Genomic DNA, 15,654 nt, shown 5'->3' with positions numbered 1-15,654 from the left:
ATTTTTATTTATAGATAGACAAATGTGTATAATTTTTTTGTATTTGAAAGAAATAAGAATTTTCTGTAGAATGAGATTGGATAATTAGATAGGAGGATTAATGATGCACAAAATTAGTAAAAAATATATTAGTATAGTTTTAATGGCTATAATAATTGTTTTAGTAATGTATTTGTGTAAATCATCAAGAGCATTGGAAAATTGCACTCCACAGAGTATGAAAAATTATATTAGCTCTTTTGGAATGCTTGCTCCTATTATCTACATAATTATGTTTACTATAATTCCTCTGACGCTATTTCCAGACGCAGTTTTAGCAATAGCAGGGGGTATGATTTTTGGTGTAGGTATAGGAACGCTTTATACTATTATTGGGGCTGTATGTGGAGGAACGTTATCGTTTTTTATTTCAAGAATATTTGGAAGAGGATTGGTTGAAAAGCTTATCAAAGGTAAGGCAGAATGGTTTGAAGATGGTATTGAAAAGAAAGGTTTTTTATTTATACTTATATTAAGACTTGTACCTTTGGTGCCTTTTGATGTAATAAGTTATGGTGCAGGGCTTTCAAAGATAAAGTATAAGGATTTTGTACTTGCTACCTTTATTGGTATAATTCCGGGAGTTTGGGTGTATGCAAATTTAGGAGATAAGTCAGGAAACATATTCTCACTAGAATTCTTTGGAGCAGTGTTAATATTAGTATTGCTTATGATATTTTCCTACTTTATGAAAAAGAAAATATCAGTTAAAGGGCTGAAGAGTAAAGTAAATGGTGAAAATTAGTAAATATCAATGAGAAATAATTCTAAGTTAATTAAGTAGAATAAGTGAGCATATTAAAGGAATTTAAGGATTATAAGAGGAGGAACAAAAAATGAAAAAAATTATATCAATTGCTGCTTCAATATTGCTTCTCGGAATGGTGTTAGCAGGATGTTCAAATAAACAGCAGCAGTCACAAGAAAGTAAACCATCAACAAAGGAAGAAACAATGACTGTTAATAAAGACAAGAAAGAAGTAAAAATGCAGGCAGAAGTGAATGGAAAGTATTTCACAGAAGGGACAAGACATGGAGTAGTATATAAAGGTGGTAAAAATGGAGAAAAATCCATATTAAGAGGATTAGCTGATGAGAAAAAATTCTATGAAGCAATGATGTCACTAGGAGCAAAGCCAGGAAACAATCTAACTGCTGAAGATATGAAAAAAGGAGCAAAGAGCATAGAAGGTTCAAAGGTTAACGTTTTTGTTACATGGGATGGTCTTGGAAAAGAGATACCATTTGGCGATGTAATCAAATCAACTGATTATAAAGGTAATGATTTACCATTAAGAGCAATGGATTTTAGATTTGGTGGAAATATTGATAGAGCAAATAAAAATAACACAGGATGTGTGCTATGTCTAGACAGTTGTGCTACAGGAATTGTAAGTAATGCATCTTATAAAGCGGGTGAAGTTGAAGCTTTAAAAAATGTGAAATTTTATGGTAAAAAAGATGTACTTCCTAAAGATGGAACCAAGGTAACTGTAATATTTAGACTAGCTGAGTAATGTTAATTAGAGGGGTACGGAAGAATACTTCCGTACCCTTTATTTTTAGGAGGAAGCAATATGAAAATCTTTAGATTACTATATAATAGTTTCATATGGGGTATGCTTATTTCTATTTTAACTTTTCAAAATGAATGGCTTGAAATGCGAATAAATACAGGTATTTTTATTCCTATAACCATGTTATTAAGTTTGATTGTTGCAATGCTAATTAAAAAGTTTAGTAAATTACATATATTACAATTAAATTTAATTAGTACAACTTTAAATGTTTTAGTTTGTACTACTATATCCATAATAGTTTTAGGTAAGGAAAGAATACAAGTTGTTCCTGCAGCTATTATAAGGGAAGGAATAAGAGAATCTAATGTAGATTTTTTTAGTATAAATATAGCATTATTAATTTTTTTAATATTTGGACTAATTTTATGTTTTTTTGAGAGAGGTGGAATTAAAGTGAAAAATGTGTTTAAAGGAAATATAACGAAAATTTTCTGCATTTTTATAGTTATTTGTTTATATGTTTTCGTGCCACCAATAAAATACAACGTGAATCAGGCAATTTCTGTATTGAAAAATGTAGATGTTAAAGCAGCAAGGGAATATATACTTAGCTTTGGAATTTGGGCGCCAGTTGTTTCTTTTTTACTAATGATATTACAATCTGTAATTGCACCGCTTCCAGCATTTATAATAACCTTTGCTAATGCAGGACTTTTTGGGTGGGTTAAAGGAGCAATGTTATCATGGTCAAGTGCTATGGCAGGAGCTGCATTATGTTATTATATTGCAAGAATTTTAGGAAGAGATGTAGTGGAAAAGCTTACAAGTAGAACAGCTTTAAAAAAGATTGATGAGTTTTTTGAAAGGTATGGTAAATATGCAGTTTTAATTGCCAGACTACTGCCTTTTATATCTTTTGATATAGTTAGTTATGCTGCAGGTTTAACATCTATGAGCTTTTGGTCATTCTTTGTAGCAACAGGTATAGGACAGCTTCCTGCAACTATTATATATTCTTATATAGGAGGAATGTTAACAGGTACAGTAAAAACATTTGTAATTGGTCTTTTAATGTTATTTGCATTAAGTACATTGATTGTTTTGGTTAAAAAAATGTGGAATGATAAGAAAAGAACTAATGATAAAATTAAAGAAATTTAAAATCAATGAATCTTACTTAATTGAAATATTACAAGTTAAAAGTTGTAATCCAAGTTGATGAAATAAAGCAGACATTTTAAAATGTCTGCTTTGAAATTTTTATATATTTATTTTTTTACGTTTTGCTTCTATTCTTTCAAGCATCTGTATTGCTGCTTTTTGAGGATCAGTTTCTACATAGAATTTAGCACCATAGTCTTCTTCCATCTTATTCAATAAGTAATCCATAGCAAAAGGTGAACCTGTTACAGGAGGAACAACTCCTAGCCATGCATCTATACCGCTGCCTACTACGTAAGTTCCTATAGCTACAGCTTTTTCTGACATCCACTCTGGAGCTGCGCCAACTACTGGTAAGTCACTGATATCTACACCTAAATGATTTGCAAGTTCTCCAGCAAGTTGTAAGTTACGGCTGATATCAACACAGGAACCTTGGTGAAGAACTGGTGGAATACCTAATAAACTACATACAGTCTTAAGTCCAGGACCAGCTAGTTCTTTTGCTTCTGGTAACATTAAACCAGCTTTAGCTGCTGCATGAGCTGCACAACCAGTAACAATTATTATTACATCATGAGCAATCAGATATTTCATCATTTCTACATGACATGTATCATGTGGATTTTTTGGATTATTACAACCAACAATAGCAGCAGCACCTCTGATAGTACCAGATACTATAACATCTGCAAGAGGTTTAACTGTTTGCATAGTTCCTATATGTGAATTAACAACTTTATCAAGCCCATCTACTATAGCTTCTGTACTAAATCCAACTAAAGCTTCACATTTTTCATTAGGAATAAAAACATTATCTCTATTTCTATTTTTATAATTTAATATAGCTTCTCTTACTATTTCTTTTGCAGAGTCATATGGTCTGTCCTCTTCAAACTCAATATATGTGGAATCTGTTATGTGCGCTTTTGGTGAAGTTGTTATAAATTTAGTATGATAAGATTTTGAAAGTCTTGCAAGTGCTGGCATTATACATTGAACATCAACTATTAAAGCTTCAACTGCACCTGTTATTACTGCAAGCTCTTGTTGTAGGAAGTTTCCTGCCATTTTAATACCATGTCTCATTGTTATTTCATTTCCTGTACAACACATACCGCAGACATTTATTCCTTCTGCTCCTTGAGCTTTTGCAAGAGCAATAAGTTCAGGGTCTTCAGAAGCTACAACGATTGATTCTGAAAGTGATGGTTCGTGACCATGTAATATAATGTTAACTTGATTAGTTTCTAATACGCCTAGATTAGCTTCAGTTTGTACTGGTGAGGGAGTTTTGAATAAAATATCACTAATTTCAGTTGCCATATAAGAACCGCCCCATCCATCTCCAAGGGATGCTCTCATTGCCATGCTAAAAAGATTTTTTGCATCTCCTGAACATCCAATATGAGTTGAGTGCATTATGCTAACTATATCTTTGTCAATTGCTCTTGGAGTTACACCAAGTTTGTCCCAAACTTCTCTCCTTTTTTTAGGTAGAGCTTTGGAGAAAATTAAGTTTCCATGAGGTTTACCAAACTCATTCAATGTAGCTGCAGCTATATCATGAGCTATATCATAAATGTCTCTTCCTTCAGTAGCAACATTGTATTTTTCAGCAATAGACATAAGTTTCTTCTCATCTTTTATATTTATTTGTCCATCTCTTGATGCATTTTCTAGATAAAGACATAGTGATCTACCGTGATCAGAGTGAGCTGCTGAACCAGCTGCACACATTCTTGCGAAATTTCTTGCAACTATAACATCGGCTGTAGCTCCACAAATACCTCTAGCTGTTCCTTTTCCAGGAACAGGACTCACGCGACAAGGTCCCATAGCACAGTTCCTGCAGCATACACCTGCTGAACCAAAACCACAAGGTGTTTTCATTTCAGCTTTTCTATCCCAGACAGTTTCTACACCGTCTTTTTTTGCTTTTGCAATAAGTTCTTCCTCAGCTCTTTTTATTAACAATCCTCTGTCTTCCATTAATAAAATACCTCCTTGTCTCTATAATAGATTCATAAAATAGATTGTAATTTTTTAAAATTGCTTATATACTAAAAGTAGAAAATTTAACATAGTAGGGGTAAAGCTAATATATCCTTGATGGGAGTAAAATATATTACTAGTCATAGATGAAACTAATTTGGGTTTTAGGTTTTTTTAAAGACTACACTTATATATTTATAAAGATAAAATTTCTTAATGATTAACTATTTTTGATATTTTACGCAAGAAGAAAATATTCAATATAGTTTTTATTTTATCCATGATTATCCTCTGCTGTACCCCTAATACGTTTACAATTAAATTATACGACAGATATTTACATTTGATAAACAACTTAAATTTATAAGCATACAACTAAAAGTTAATTCACTTTTTTCTAATGACTTTAAAATTACACAAATGATTAGAAATAGTGCATAAAAAGGTAGGTGTATTGAATTGGATATAAAACAACTAAAGTATTTTTTACAGGTTTGCAAACATAAAAGTTTTTCAAAGGCTGCTAAAGAAATTTATATTACTCAGCAGGGATTAAGCAAGGCCATTAACAATTTGGAAGAAGAACTTCAGTATCCTTTGTTTTATAATACGTCTAAAGGAATTAGGATAACAAAGTATGGGGAATATTTACAAAAACAATCGGAACATATTGTACAAGAATTTGACTTAATTTTAGAAGGTTTAAATAAAATGGACAATATTAATGAGGGAACTTTAACAGTATGTTTTTCCTTTGGAGTTCTTAATGCATTGTCACCAGACATTATATCAGATTTTAAAGAAACATATCCAAGTGTTGAACTAATTGTAAAAACTTATCCAGATTCAATTTGTGAAGAAGTAGTTATGAACGAAAATGTAGATTTAGCTGTTTCAATTGGTCCCGTTGATGAGAAAAATTTTAATTCCACTGTCATTAAAAGTCAACATCCCTGTATACTAGTCAATGAAAAAAATTCATTGTGTAAAAAGACAGTAGTAGATTTTGATGATCTTGAAAATGAAAAGATTATTGTTCTTAATGAAAAATTTCATTTTCATCGTAATTTTATTAATAAATGTAAAGAGTCAGGCTTTGAACCAAATATAGTTTTCACTACTTCAGAAATTATTGGAATTCATAAATTAAGTCATTTTAATAAAGGTATTGGTGTCAGTGTTGATTTTATGGCTAAGGATATTAATTATCCAGATGTCCATCCAATTCCCTTTAAAGATGAATCTTTTGTGTGGGAAATATGCTTAATAACTAAAAAAGATCGATTCCAGTCTAATTTAGTGAAAATATTCACAAATCATATGTTAAATCATTAATCTAATAAGCATTGTAACTAGTTAAATACAGTAGTAAAATATACATAAAAATAATGATATTAATTATGTTTCAGTTTGTAAGCTAGGAGGTAGGTTATTATGAATGAAACAATGAAAACTTTATTAAACAGAAGAAGTATACGAAAATATAAATCAGAACAAATTAAAGATGAAGAATTGAATGCTGTTTTAGAAGCAGGTAAATACGCACCAAGTGGAGGAAATCAGCAATCTGCACTTTTTATAGTAGTTCAAAATAAGGATGTCATTAAAAAAATATCAAAAATGAATGCAGCTGTTATTGGAAAAGAAAATGTAGATCCATATTATGGTGCTCCTACAGTAATTCTTGTATTTGCAGATAAAAGTAAGGCAACACCTGTGGAAGATGCAAGCATTGCCTTAGGCAATATGTATAATGCAGCATATTCACTTGGACTTGGTTCTTGTTGGATACATCGTACAAGAGAAATGTTTGAGAGTGAAGAAGGAAAGAAATTATTAAAGGAATGGGGAGTTGAAGGTGATTACATAGGAGTAGGTTCATGTATTTTAGGTTATCCGGATTGTGAACTACCTAAACCAGCTCCAAGAAAAGATAATTTTGTTATAATGGTAAAATAGAAAGAGCATAAAGAGGTATAAAATTATGTATTTTAACAATAAAGGTAAAGAAAATACGAGCACCACTATTGATTTAGCATTAAAAACTGCAGTTCAGAAGGGAATAAAGCATATTGTTGTTGCATCTTCTAAAGGAGGTACAGCAAAGCTTCTAAAAAATGGCAATGGAATAAATATTGTAGCTGTAACACATGCCAATGGGTATCCAGAAGCAGGAAAAAGTGAAATTACAGAAGAAATTAGAAAAGAACTTGAGGAACTTGGAATAAAAGTATTAACAACTACCCATGTATTAAGTGGTGCAGAAAGAGGAATTAGCAGAGCCTTTGGCGGAATTAATCCTGTTGAAATAATAGCTCAAACTTTAAGAATGTTTGGGCAAGGCACTAAAGTTTGTGTTGAAGTTTCAGTTATGGCTTTGGATGCAGGTTTAATACCATTTGGAGAGCCAATTATTGCAATAGGTGGTTCAGCATATGGAGCTGATACCGCATTGATTTTAACACCTTCTCATGCCAGCAGTATATTTGATGTTAAGATTCATGAGGTGATTTGTAAGCCTTCATATTATAATGAATAAATAATATTTTACAATAATTTCAAGTTCAGATAGAGTTTATATAAAGATTAAGTATCATATAAATTTTATCTGAACTTAATTTTTAAAAATTTTTCAACTTTTATTATTTACTCAAATATATATTGATTTTACATTTCAGTTTGCTTGTAAAAATATTATTATGTTAATGTATTCATATCCAATTTACAATAAAAGATTTAAAGTTTTTCAAATTTAATATTATTCTTGAAGAATTACATTTATCACATTTCAATATGCAAATTGTATCGTTACAAAATCAAAGAAATTTAATGATTTAAATTCTTTAAAATATCTCACTAATTGACTTAATATTACATAATTTTATTGCAATATTCGTTTAATTTTAATATACTTAAAATATCCAATGGTATCATATATATTTTATACTATTTTTTATATATTTTGTAGTTTTGTGTGTACTTTATGTATTTATTTATCATAAATATAATATTTCTAAATTTTACAATACAATTTTATTACAAACGTTTTTAGGTTTGCGATTTTTATATGAAATTTTAATTAAAAATAAGTACATTAGGAGGATAAATTTTATGGAGTCCGTTAATTTTGTCAATGTTGAAGAAACAATTAATTATATTGGGACAAAAAATGAAAAAGCTTTCGTAATATTTACTGATGTTGAAAAGGTAAAAAAGCTTTCTTCAGCATGCTTAAATAATGTTGTACTTTGTTCTACATCAGGGGAATATACCAATGAAGGATATAAAAATGGTGCGATAACAGGTTTTGAATATGATGCTAATGAGGGAGAAATAATTGAAATAGCATACCCACCTATAATAAGTTTAGAAAAGCTAAAAGAAGGTTACAGAAAAGTTAAAGATAATAAAGATGCATTTGCACTTTTGCTCTGTGATGGATTATCAGGAATGGAAGAAACTATATTGACTACTTTTTATTTTATGGAGGATTCTTTTAAAATAATAGGTGGAAGTGCTGGAGATAATCTTAAATTTAGCGAGACACTAATTTATATAGGAAATAGAAGAGTTTATAGTGCTATATTATTTTTCAATTCAAAACATAAAACTTATCTTATTAAAGAAAATATATATGCTCCAACTAAAAATAAATTATTGATAACTGAAGCAGATATTATCAGTAGAACTGTAAAAACATTTAACAACAAGCCAGCTGCAACAGAATATGCAAGAGTTTTAGGAATTAAGGAATCAGAGCTTTCAAAATTTTTTATGAATAATCCTTTGGGAAAAATCTATAGAGAAGATATATATATTGCTTCACCTATGAAAGTAAATAATGATAAATCTATAACTTTTTATTCTCAGCTAATACCAAATACATTTGTTCAGGTTTTAAAAGCAGTAGACCCAATTGAACAAGTAAGAAAGACAACTAGTAAACTACCATTTAAACCGAGCTTTGCTATAGTTATAAATTGTATATTGAGAAGTTTAAAGTTTCAGCAAGAGGGCATTTGGAAGGATATTGATAGAGAAATACTTAAAGCATGTTCCAATACAACTGGATTTGTTAGCTATGGTGAACAATTTTATAAAATGCATTCAAATCAAACTATGGTAATGTTATTAGTTCAATAATGGTGGGGGGAGTATAATGTTAAAATTAAATGTAAGAGATAAAAAGCAAGAAAATAAAGAAGTTATCGATATGAAACAAGAAGATTCCATGCAATGTTTTAAATATGCAAATGAAGTTAATGAGTTAACTAATGAAGTTGATATAAATATACAGGATTTATTGAAAAAAGAAGGAAACATAACATATGGACTTAATGAATTGCTTGAAGGTACAGAGTATACTACTAATCAAACTGAAAAGGTAAATGATTATCTGGATTCTTTATCTCAAAATAGTGAAAAAACAACAAAGCTTGTAGATGAAGTATTTGTAAGTTTAAAAGATTCACTAAAAGAAATAGATGGTGCTAAAAATGATTTTTATGATTTAATAAATCAAGTTAATAGTGTTTCAAAGGTTTTTGAGGAATTTTTTAAATTGTTTGTAGAATTACAATCTCATTATAAAAATATAGAAGGTTTTGCATCTATAATTACAAATATTGCAAATCAAACTAACTTATTATCACTAAATGCCGCTATTGAAGCAGCAAGAGCTGGTGAGGCTGGAAAAGGATTTTCTGTGGTTGCAAATGAAATAAAAAAGATGTCCATAGATACTCAAAAAAATGCAAAGTACATTATGGAAGCTTTAAAAGAAATGACTGAAACTATACAGCTGATAAATAACAAATCTAATGAAGGTGGGAAGACTATATCAAAAACTGAAAGCATCATAAAAAATTCTAAAGATCTTTTAGATAATATAATTAATTCAGAATCCAAAGTATACAAGCATGTAGAAGTAGTAAAGGATTCTCAAGAACAAAATTTAGGTGGAATTCAACAAATAGCATCTACTTTAACTAATATTGTAAACAAATCTAAAAAAGAAAATGAAGAACTTGAAGAATTGATATTAGATATACAAAAGAAAGCGGATTCTTATATGCATATATTAAATGGAATTAATCAAATTAAATTACTTCATGATAAATAAAAAAAGATTACATTGTCAAAGTATATGGAACTTGCAAGAATGAAAAAGAACGCACATCTTTAAAGTGCGTTCTTCTTATAAAAGCAGTTATTTACATAGGTAGTCAACAGCAATTTGAGCATAGCAAGCAACACCGATTGGAAGTGCATCCTCATCAACGTTAAAATGATTTGAGTGATGTGAATAGCAACAATTTTTTGCTTCATTTCGTCCGCCAAGCAGCATTAAGGTACCTGGTATGTGTTCTAGATATTCTGACATATCTTCAGAACCCATTATTTTCTCGCAAGACATTATTTTATCTTCACCAAGGAATTTTTCAATAGACTTTTTAGCAAATTTGGTACATTTTTCGTCATTTGTAGTTGTTGCACATATGAAATTATAGTTATATTCATAATCACAGCCATATGCTTCACAGGTACTTTTTACTATCTTTTCAACCCATTCAGGAATTTTCTTTCTGGTATATGTGCTGAAAGCTCTATTCATTCCTTCCATTTTAACAGACCCAGGTGTAACATTAAACCTTTCTCCACCATGAATAGTACCTACATTTATAACTATTGGTGATCTGACATCATTAATTCTACTGACAATAGATTGAATTCCGTTTATTACAGCTGAAGCACATACAATAGCATCAACACCTTGCCAAGGTGATGAGCCATGACAGGATTTACCTTTTATTGTAAGATCCCATATATCTCCACTTGCCATAAAAGGTCCTTCTTTGAGCACTACTTTTCCCACAGGAATATCAGACCATATATGCATACCAAATATAAAATCAACATTAGGATTTTTTAATACTCCACCTTCTACTAGCTTTTTTGCACCAGCAGCAACTTCTTCAGCAGGTTGGAATATAAATTTAACAGTACCATTAAGTTGTTCTTTCATTTCCGATAAAAGTTTTGCTGCACCTAAAAGCATGGAAGTATGGCAATCATGACCACAAGCATGCATGAATCCAACATTTTCTGAAGCAAAGGGTAATCCTGTATCTTCTGTTACGGAAAGTGCATCCATATCAGCTCTAAGAGCAATAACTTTTCCAATACATGCCCCTTCAAGTATTCCAACAATTCCAGTTTCGCCAATATGTTCTACTTTAATTCCCATTTTCGTAAGTTCTTCACTTACAATTTTAGAAGTTCGAAATTCTTTAAAAGATTGTTCTGGATGTTTATGAAAGTCCCTTCTAAATTTAACTACCCAATCCTGTATTTCTTTAGCCTTTTTAAGCATATCAGTATTCAATATAATACGCCTCCTGTTTAAAATTTTATAATTAACAAATTATTTATAGTAAATTTATAAATATGCTTGCTATGATAACGGATGCTATAGATACTGTTGCAAAACCACCTACAAGCATTCGTGGAAGAAGTATGTCCACAACATAAAGTCGTTCATCTTCAGTTTTACTCACTGATTCACATACTTCATTAGTTATAATATAATCTGCAGGAAAACCAAATAATGATGTAAGAGCACAAGCAAATCCCATTTCCTTTGTAAAACCAAAAAATTTTCCAATTATCATTGACATTATGAACATACCCAAAATACCTAAAACTATTAAAGTAACTATTGGTATCAGCATTTTTACAAGTTGAGCTGGTCCAACAGCTGAAAGTCCTGCAAATACATAAGCTAATAAACCAGATATAAGCCATGAAAAAACTCCAGCTGTAACAAGAGCACTTTCTTCAAGAAATCCAATTTCACAAAATATAACACCAAATACTAAACATACAATATACTGATTTACAGCACCATGAGTAAGTCCCGAGACCCAACTTGCCAAAATTGCAACAAGCATCACCTTGAAAAGTATCAAACTTGTTGTTCTATAATTTTCAGGAACAGGTGGTATAAGTTTCTTACATACACTGTTTTCAGTTAGTTGTTTACTATTTTTAAGTTCTGTTTCATTAGCACCATTTTTTCTGAAGTCCTCAAGTAATCTTTTACCTTCTCTTTTAAGACACCAAGAAGTTAGAGGATATCCGAAAAAACTGTGAGTTATAAACATTGCTATTGGTAGTGCAGCAAGTGCCATAAGCCCTTTTGATTTTAATGCTTCAGACATTAGAAGTGCTGCTACTATTCCTCCAGTTAGAGGAGGCGTAGCGGCTACAACTATGTGCCAATCAAAGAAAAATCTACCTATGGTCATAGTCATAAAAACAGTTCCACATATGCCGCATACTGCAATTAAAACAGCCTTCCATTGTTCTATAAGCTTTTTCAAACTCATAAGAGTACCAAGATGTACTAGAAGTAAGCTCATGCATACAGATACAAAATTAGTACCAAAAGAAGCTTGAGACACTACATCTTTAGGTACAAAAGTCCAAAATCCTATCATAAATAATACCGCTGATAAAAATACAGAAGGAACATAAGCTTTTGTTTTAGTGGATACTGCTTCGCCAATGAATAGAAATGCCATTACTATGGCGAAACATTCAATTGCACTAAATTTCATATTTATTCACCCCTTATACAAATAAAAAATATAATAACTTATTAATATATAAACTATTAAATGGTGGAAAATTTTAGAACTGTCCATATTCACTAATAATGTGTGCACAATTCACATTCAAATAGTGGTTTTAAGTAAAATTGTTTAAGATTTGCATAAATATAAGGTGATTTATAAAATAGGAAAATAAGAAAACAAAAAGATATGTTTCATTTGGTAATTTTATAAGAAACATAAACTTTTGTTGCAGACTATTTGATGAAGTAAAAGAAATAAAGAACAGTTAAATTAAATAAAATTTATGTTATAATGTTACATATATTTTATTTAATGTGAGGGTTTAAACTATGAATGAAAATATTAACATATTAATAGTAGAAGATGATAATGGTATAAATACTTTACTTGCAAGATTAATGGAGAAAAAGGGATACAATGTAGTACAAGCTTATTCTGGTACAGAAGCTATGTTGCATATTGAAGCCAAAGATTTTCAACTGGTAATATTGGATTTGATGCTTCCTGGAATTACAGGAGAGGAATTGATTAAAAATATAAGAAAGACTAAGGAAATGCCTGTAATTGTAATTTCAGCTAAAATTGATAAAAAGGATAAAATAGAATTGCTTAATTTAGGAGCAGATGATTATATTACTAAACCTTTTGATATAGAAGAAGTATGTGCTAGAGTTTATTCAAACTTAAGAAGGTATGTGAAATTTAACAATAATAATATCAGTGCAAATGAAAATTTGATTTATAAAGACATAGTTTTAAATAAAGAAACTAAAGAAGTTTGTGTAAATGGTAAAAATATAGCTTTTACTGCAAGAGAGTTTGAAATACTTGAACTGCTTTTAACCCATCCTAAAAAGGTATTTTCAAAGGCAAATTTGTTTGAAAGTGTGTGGGGAGAAGAATATCTTGGTGATGATAATACAGTAAATGTCCATATGAGCAATTTAAGAAGCAAGTTACAAAAAGCTAATCCAAAAGAAGAATATATAGAAACCATATGGGGAATGGGATATAAAATTATATAAACAATAAATAGTAAATTTAATGAACATACTCATGCTTATTTAGTATAGGCATGAGTATGTTTACGTATTATGTGTTATTTATATATTAGATAATGCTTGAAAAACTTCATTTATGTCAGGAAGTTGACTCATAGGGTAAACTTTAACCCATTTAACAATTCCATTCTCATCTATTATAATATTAGCTCTTTCAGATATACCATCATTTTCAATAAATAATCCATAATCCTGTGCAACCTTTCCATGAGGCCAGAAGTCTGCAAGAATACTTAAATTATTAAGGACAATAGCAGTTGCCCATGCTTTTTTGCAAGGCTGAGCATCAACACTAAGGCCAAATGCTATTGTATTAAGACTTTGAAGATTATCCCAGTTATTTTCTATAGACCTCATTTGATCTGTGCAAACTGGTGTCCATGCAAGTGGATGCCAGGAAAGCAAAACTTTCTTACCTCTATAATTTGATAAATTAATAATTTTATCATGATTATCTTCTAATGAAAAGTTTGGTGCGATACTTCCTAATTTAATTAGTTCCATTAGTTTCACTCCTTTCTTTTGATATAATATATTATTCTATACTCAAATAGAATTTATTATAAAAAATTATGCTTAGTTGGATGAGAACTGTCATAAACTTAAAGGACAAAATTAAGGTTTTCTTAAGGAGTTCTTTAAGTTTTTTTTAGTTCCAATTTATAGAATAAGCTTAAGTTAATTTATAATACAAGTTTATTATAGGAGGAAAAATTATGAAGATAAAAAGCAAATTAATGAAAGTGTTGATATGTATATTTGGAGTTTTAATTTTAATTGCAGCTGCTGCTTTAGGTATGAATAAAATTTCAGAATCAAAGCGTGCTGAGGTATTAAAAAATAAAGTAATACCTTTAAAAACAGTAAAAGCAGAAAGTGGGTTTGAAGATTTAAAACCTCTTGAAAGTGTGTTAAAAGATAAAAAAATTGTATCTGTAGGAGAAGCTATACATGGTACAAAAGAATTTTTTCAAATGAAACATCGTATGTTAGAATTTTTAGTTACAAAAATGGGATATAGATTATTTGGTATAGAAGCAGGTTTTGGAGATGCACAGGTAGTTAATGATTATGTACTTTATGGAAAAGGAAATGTTAATGATGCCGTTAAAGCTTTAAAATACTGGACATGGAAAACTGAAGAAGTATCCAGCATGATAGAGTGGATGAGAAATTATAATAGAAATGATAATAATAAAACAAAAATAAAGTTTTATGGCTTTGATGTTCAATCTACAAAGATTGAAAAAGAAAAAGTTTTAGATTATTTAAAAGTAGTGGATGGTAATTCAATTAATAAATATGAAAGTGTATTTAGTAAGTTTAATGATGATAATTTATCTTCACTTGGAAAAGACAAATTAGCAAGTGTAAAAAACAATATTAAGGAATTATTAAGTGATGTTGATAAAAATAAAGAGCAGTATATTTCAAAGTCTTCTGATAGTGAATATAAAATGGCTTATCAAGATTTAAACAATATCTATAAATGCTTGCAAGTAAAATCCCAAGCTGGAATGGGGTATACTAATACTAGAGATAAGTATATGGCTGAAAATGTTAAATGGATTTTAGATTATGAAAAACAGTTTGGAAATGATAAAATCATGCTTTGGGCGCATAATGGACATGTAACTAAAGAAATGCCAAATTATACTTCCATGGGATCACATTTAAAAAACATGTTTAATAATGATATATATGTTATAGGAATGGAATTTTATAAAGGAAATTTTAGAGCATACCCAATGAGCAACAGCAAAAGTACACACATTAAGGAATTTACTATAAAAAATTCTTCATCTTTTACATTTGCTTATAATCTTCATAATTTAAATATACCTTTATACTTTATGGATTTTAATTCTGTAGCTCAAGATAAAGGTATAAAGCAGTGGTTATCAAACTTAAAGTTAATACATGCTATTGGTGCTGAATATTCAAAATATAATCCTATTGGTTCCTTTGCGCCTCAAGTTCCTTTAAATTCTTATGATGGAATGATATTTATAGACAATATATCACAATCTAAGGCAATTAATTAGCTAAAAAATGGATTAAAAAAAGATAGTAAAGACTTTTAATAAGGGTTTGCTATCTTTTTGTTTATGTAATTAATTGAGCTTAAATAGTTTAGGCAAAGAAAACTTAAGATGAAGTTAAGATGATTTTAAATCCAGATTAATACCATAAAAGTACAATCTAATTGAAGTTAAATTTAAGAGACTGTAAGAATTCTTA

Annotated in this window: 14 protein-coding genes; 10 read left to right on the top strand and 4 right to left on the bottom strand. The window is 29.7% G+C overall.

Going from position 1 to position 15,654, the window contains the following annotated elements; all coding sequences use genetic code 11:
- Positions 1–103 precede the first annotated feature (103 nt).
- The 3 genes from Q6H37_RS15910 to Q6H37_RS15900 all read left to right on the top strand — a co-directional run bounded on the left by Q6H37_RS15910 (position 104) and on the right by Q6H37_RS15900 (position 2,720).
- Positions 104–784: a TVP38/TMEM64 family protein gene (locus Q6H37_RS15910; protein ID WP_318733893.1), complete on the top strand. Its 681-nt coding sequence runs from the start codon at positions 104–106 to the stop codon at positions 782–784.
- 91 nt (positions 785–875) lie between these two features.
- On the top strand, positions 876–1,556 hold the full coding sequence (locus Q6H37_RS15905) for a YdjY domain-containing protein (RefSeq protein ID WP_318733891.1): 681 nt from the start codon (positions 876–878) through the stop codon (positions 1,554–1,556).
- A 456-nt stretch (positions 1,557–2,012) separates the two neighbouring features.
- Positions 2,013–2,720, top strand: a complete 708-nt coding sequence (locus Q6H37_RS15900) for a TVP38/TMEM64 family protein (protein ID WP_412523942.1) — start codon at positions 2,013–2,015, stop codon at positions 2,718–2,720.
- A gap of 99 nt (positions 2,721–2,819) precedes the next feature.
- Here Q6H37_RS15900 and cooS read toward each other — a convergent pair whose 3' ends face one another.
- Positions 2,820–4,712 carry an anaerobic carbon-monoxide dehydrogenase catalytic subunit gene (gene cooS / locus Q6H37_RS15895; protein WP_318733888.1) on the bottom strand — a complete coding sequence of 631 codons (1,893 nt, stop codon included), beginning with the start codon at positions 4,710–4,712 and terminating at the stop codon, positions 2,820–2,822.
- 462 nt (positions 4,713–5,174) lie between these two features.
- Here cooS and Q6H37_RS15890 point away from each other — a divergent pair, with 462 nt between their 5' ends.
- The 5 genes from Q6H37_RS15890 to Q6H37_RS15870 all read left to right on the top strand — a co-directional run bounded on the left by Q6H37_RS15890 (position 5,175) and on the right by Q6H37_RS15870 (position 9,837).
- Positions 5,175–6,050 carry a LysR family transcriptional regulator gene (locus Q6H37_RS15890; RefSeq protein WP_318733887.1) on the top strand — a complete coding sequence of 292 codons (876 nt, stop codon included), beginning with the start codon at positions 5,175–5,177 and terminating at the stop codon, positions 6,048–6,050.
- Positions 6,051–6,149: 99 nt separating this feature from the next.
- A complete protein-coding gene (locus tag Q6H37_RS15885; protein ID WP_318733885.1) occupies positions 6,150–6,674 on the top strand; it encodes a nitroreductase in 525 nt (174 codons plus the stop codon).
- A gap of 25 nt (positions 6,675–6,699) precedes the next feature.
- Positions 6,700–7,254, top strand: a complete 555-nt coding sequence (locus Q6H37_RS15880; protein ID WP_318733883.1) for a pyruvate kinase alpha/beta domain-containing protein — start codon at positions 6,700–6,702, stop codon at positions 7,252–7,254.
- A 572-nt stretch (positions 7,255–7,826) separates the two neighbouring features.
- On the top strand, positions 7,827–8,858 hold the full coding sequence (locus tag Q6H37_RS15875; protein ID WP_318733881.1) for an FIST signal transduction protein: 1,032 nt from the start codon (positions 7,827–7,829) through the stop codon (positions 8,856–8,858).
- Between the two features lie 16 nt (positions 8,859–8,874).
- Positions 8,875–9,837, top strand: a complete 963-nt coding sequence (locus tag Q6H37_RS15870; RefSeq protein ID WP_318733878.1) for a methyl-accepting chemotaxis protein — start codon at positions 8,875–8,877, stop codon at positions 9,835–9,837.
- An 87-nt stretch (positions 9,838–9,924) separates the two neighbouring features.
- On the opposite strand, the gene Q6H37_RS15865 is transcribed toward Q6H37_RS15870, so the two are convergent.
- A complete protein-coding gene (locus tag Q6H37_RS15865; RefSeq protein ID WP_318733876.1) occupies positions 9,925–11,100 on the bottom strand; it encodes an amidohydrolase in 1,176 nt (391 codons plus the stop codon).
- Between the two features lie 43 nt (positions 11,101–11,143).
- Positions 11,144–12,334, bottom strand: a complete 1,191-nt coding sequence (locus tag Q6H37_RS15860; protein ID WP_318733874.1) for a hypothetical protein — start codon at positions 12,332–12,334, stop codon at positions 11,144–11,146.
- A gap of 347 nt (positions 12,335–12,681) precedes the next feature.
- Here Q6H37_RS15860 and Q6H37_RS15855 point away from each other — a divergent pair, with 347 nt between their 5' ends.
- Entirely contained in the window at positions 12,682–13,377 is a 696-nt protein-coding gene (locus Q6H37_RS15855) for a response regulator transcription factor (RefSeq protein WP_318733872.1), read from the top strand.
- Between the two features lie 78 nt (positions 13,378–13,455).
- On the opposite strand, the gene Q6H37_RS15850 is transcribed toward Q6H37_RS15855, so the two are convergent.
- Positions 13,456–13,917 carry a redoxin domain-containing protein gene (locus tag Q6H37_RS15850; protein WP_318733870.1) on the bottom strand — a complete coding sequence of 154 codons (462 nt, stop codon included), beginning with the start codon at positions 13,915–13,917 and terminating at the stop codon, positions 13,456–13,458.
- 212 nt (positions 13,918–14,129) lie between these two features.
- Between Q6H37_RS15850 and Q6H37_RS15845 the strand changes: the two genes are divergently transcribed.
- The gene (locus tag Q6H37_RS15845) at positions 14,130–15,458 is read left to right on the top strand and encodes an erythromycin esterase family protein (RefSeq protein ID WP_318733868.1); all 1,329 of its coding nucleotides are present in this window, start codon (positions 14,130–14,132) and stop codon (positions 15,456–15,458) included.
- The last annotated feature ends 196 nt before the right edge of the window (positions 15,459–15,654 follow it).

This window comes from Clostridium sp. JS66, from assembly GCF_033561535.1.
Classification (GTDB): Bacteria; Bacillota; Clostridia; order Clostridiales; family Clostridiaceae; genus Clostridium_AM; species Clostridium_AM carboxidivorans.
The sequence above is the reverse complement of the archived record's forward strand: the minus strand, read 5'-3'. Positions and strand labels throughout refer to the sequence as shown.

Coding starts and splice junctions, on each gene's coding strand:
- Q6H37_RS15910 (WP_318733893.1), top strand. CDS start 104: ATGCACAAAATTAGTAAAAAATATATTAGTATAGTTTTAATGGCTATA.
- Q6H37_RS15905 (WP_318733891.1), top strand. CDS start 876: ATGAAAAAAATTATATCAATTGCTGCTTCAATATTGCTTCTCGGAATG.
- cooS (WP_318733888.1), bottom strand. CDS start 4,712: ATGGAAGACAGAGGATTGTTAATAAAAAGAGCTGAGGAAGAACTTATT.
- Q6H37_RS15885 (WP_318733885.1), top strand. CDS start 6,150: ATGAATGAAACAATGAAAACTTTATTAAACAGAAGAAGTATACGAAAA.
- Q6H37_RS15880 (WP_318733883.1), top strand. CDS start 6,700: ATGTATTTTAACAATAAAGGTAAAGAAAATACGAGCACCACTATTGAT.
- Q6H37_RS15875 (WP_318733881.1), top strand. CDS start 7,827: ATGGAGTCCGTTAATTTTGTCAATGTTGAAGAAACAATTAATTATATT.
- Q6H37_RS15870 (WP_318733878.1), top strand. CDS start 8,875: ATGTTAAAATTAAATGTAAGAGATAAAAAGCAAGAAAATAAAGAAGTT.
- Q6H37_RS15860 (WP_318733874.1), bottom strand. CDS start 12,334: ATGAAATTTAGTGCAATTGAATGTTTCGCCATAGTAATGGCATTTCTA.
- Q6H37_RS15855 (WP_318733872.1), top strand. CDS start 12,682: ATGAATGAAAATATTAACATATTAATAGTAGAAGATGATAATGGTATA.
- Q6H37_RS15850 (WP_318733870.1), bottom strand. CDS start 13,917: ATGGAACTAATTAAATTAGGAAGTATCGCACCAAACTTTTCATTAGAA.
- Q6H37_RS15845 (WP_318733868.1), top strand. CDS start 14,130: ATGAAGATAAAAAGCAAATTAATGAAAGTGTTGATATGTATATTTGGA.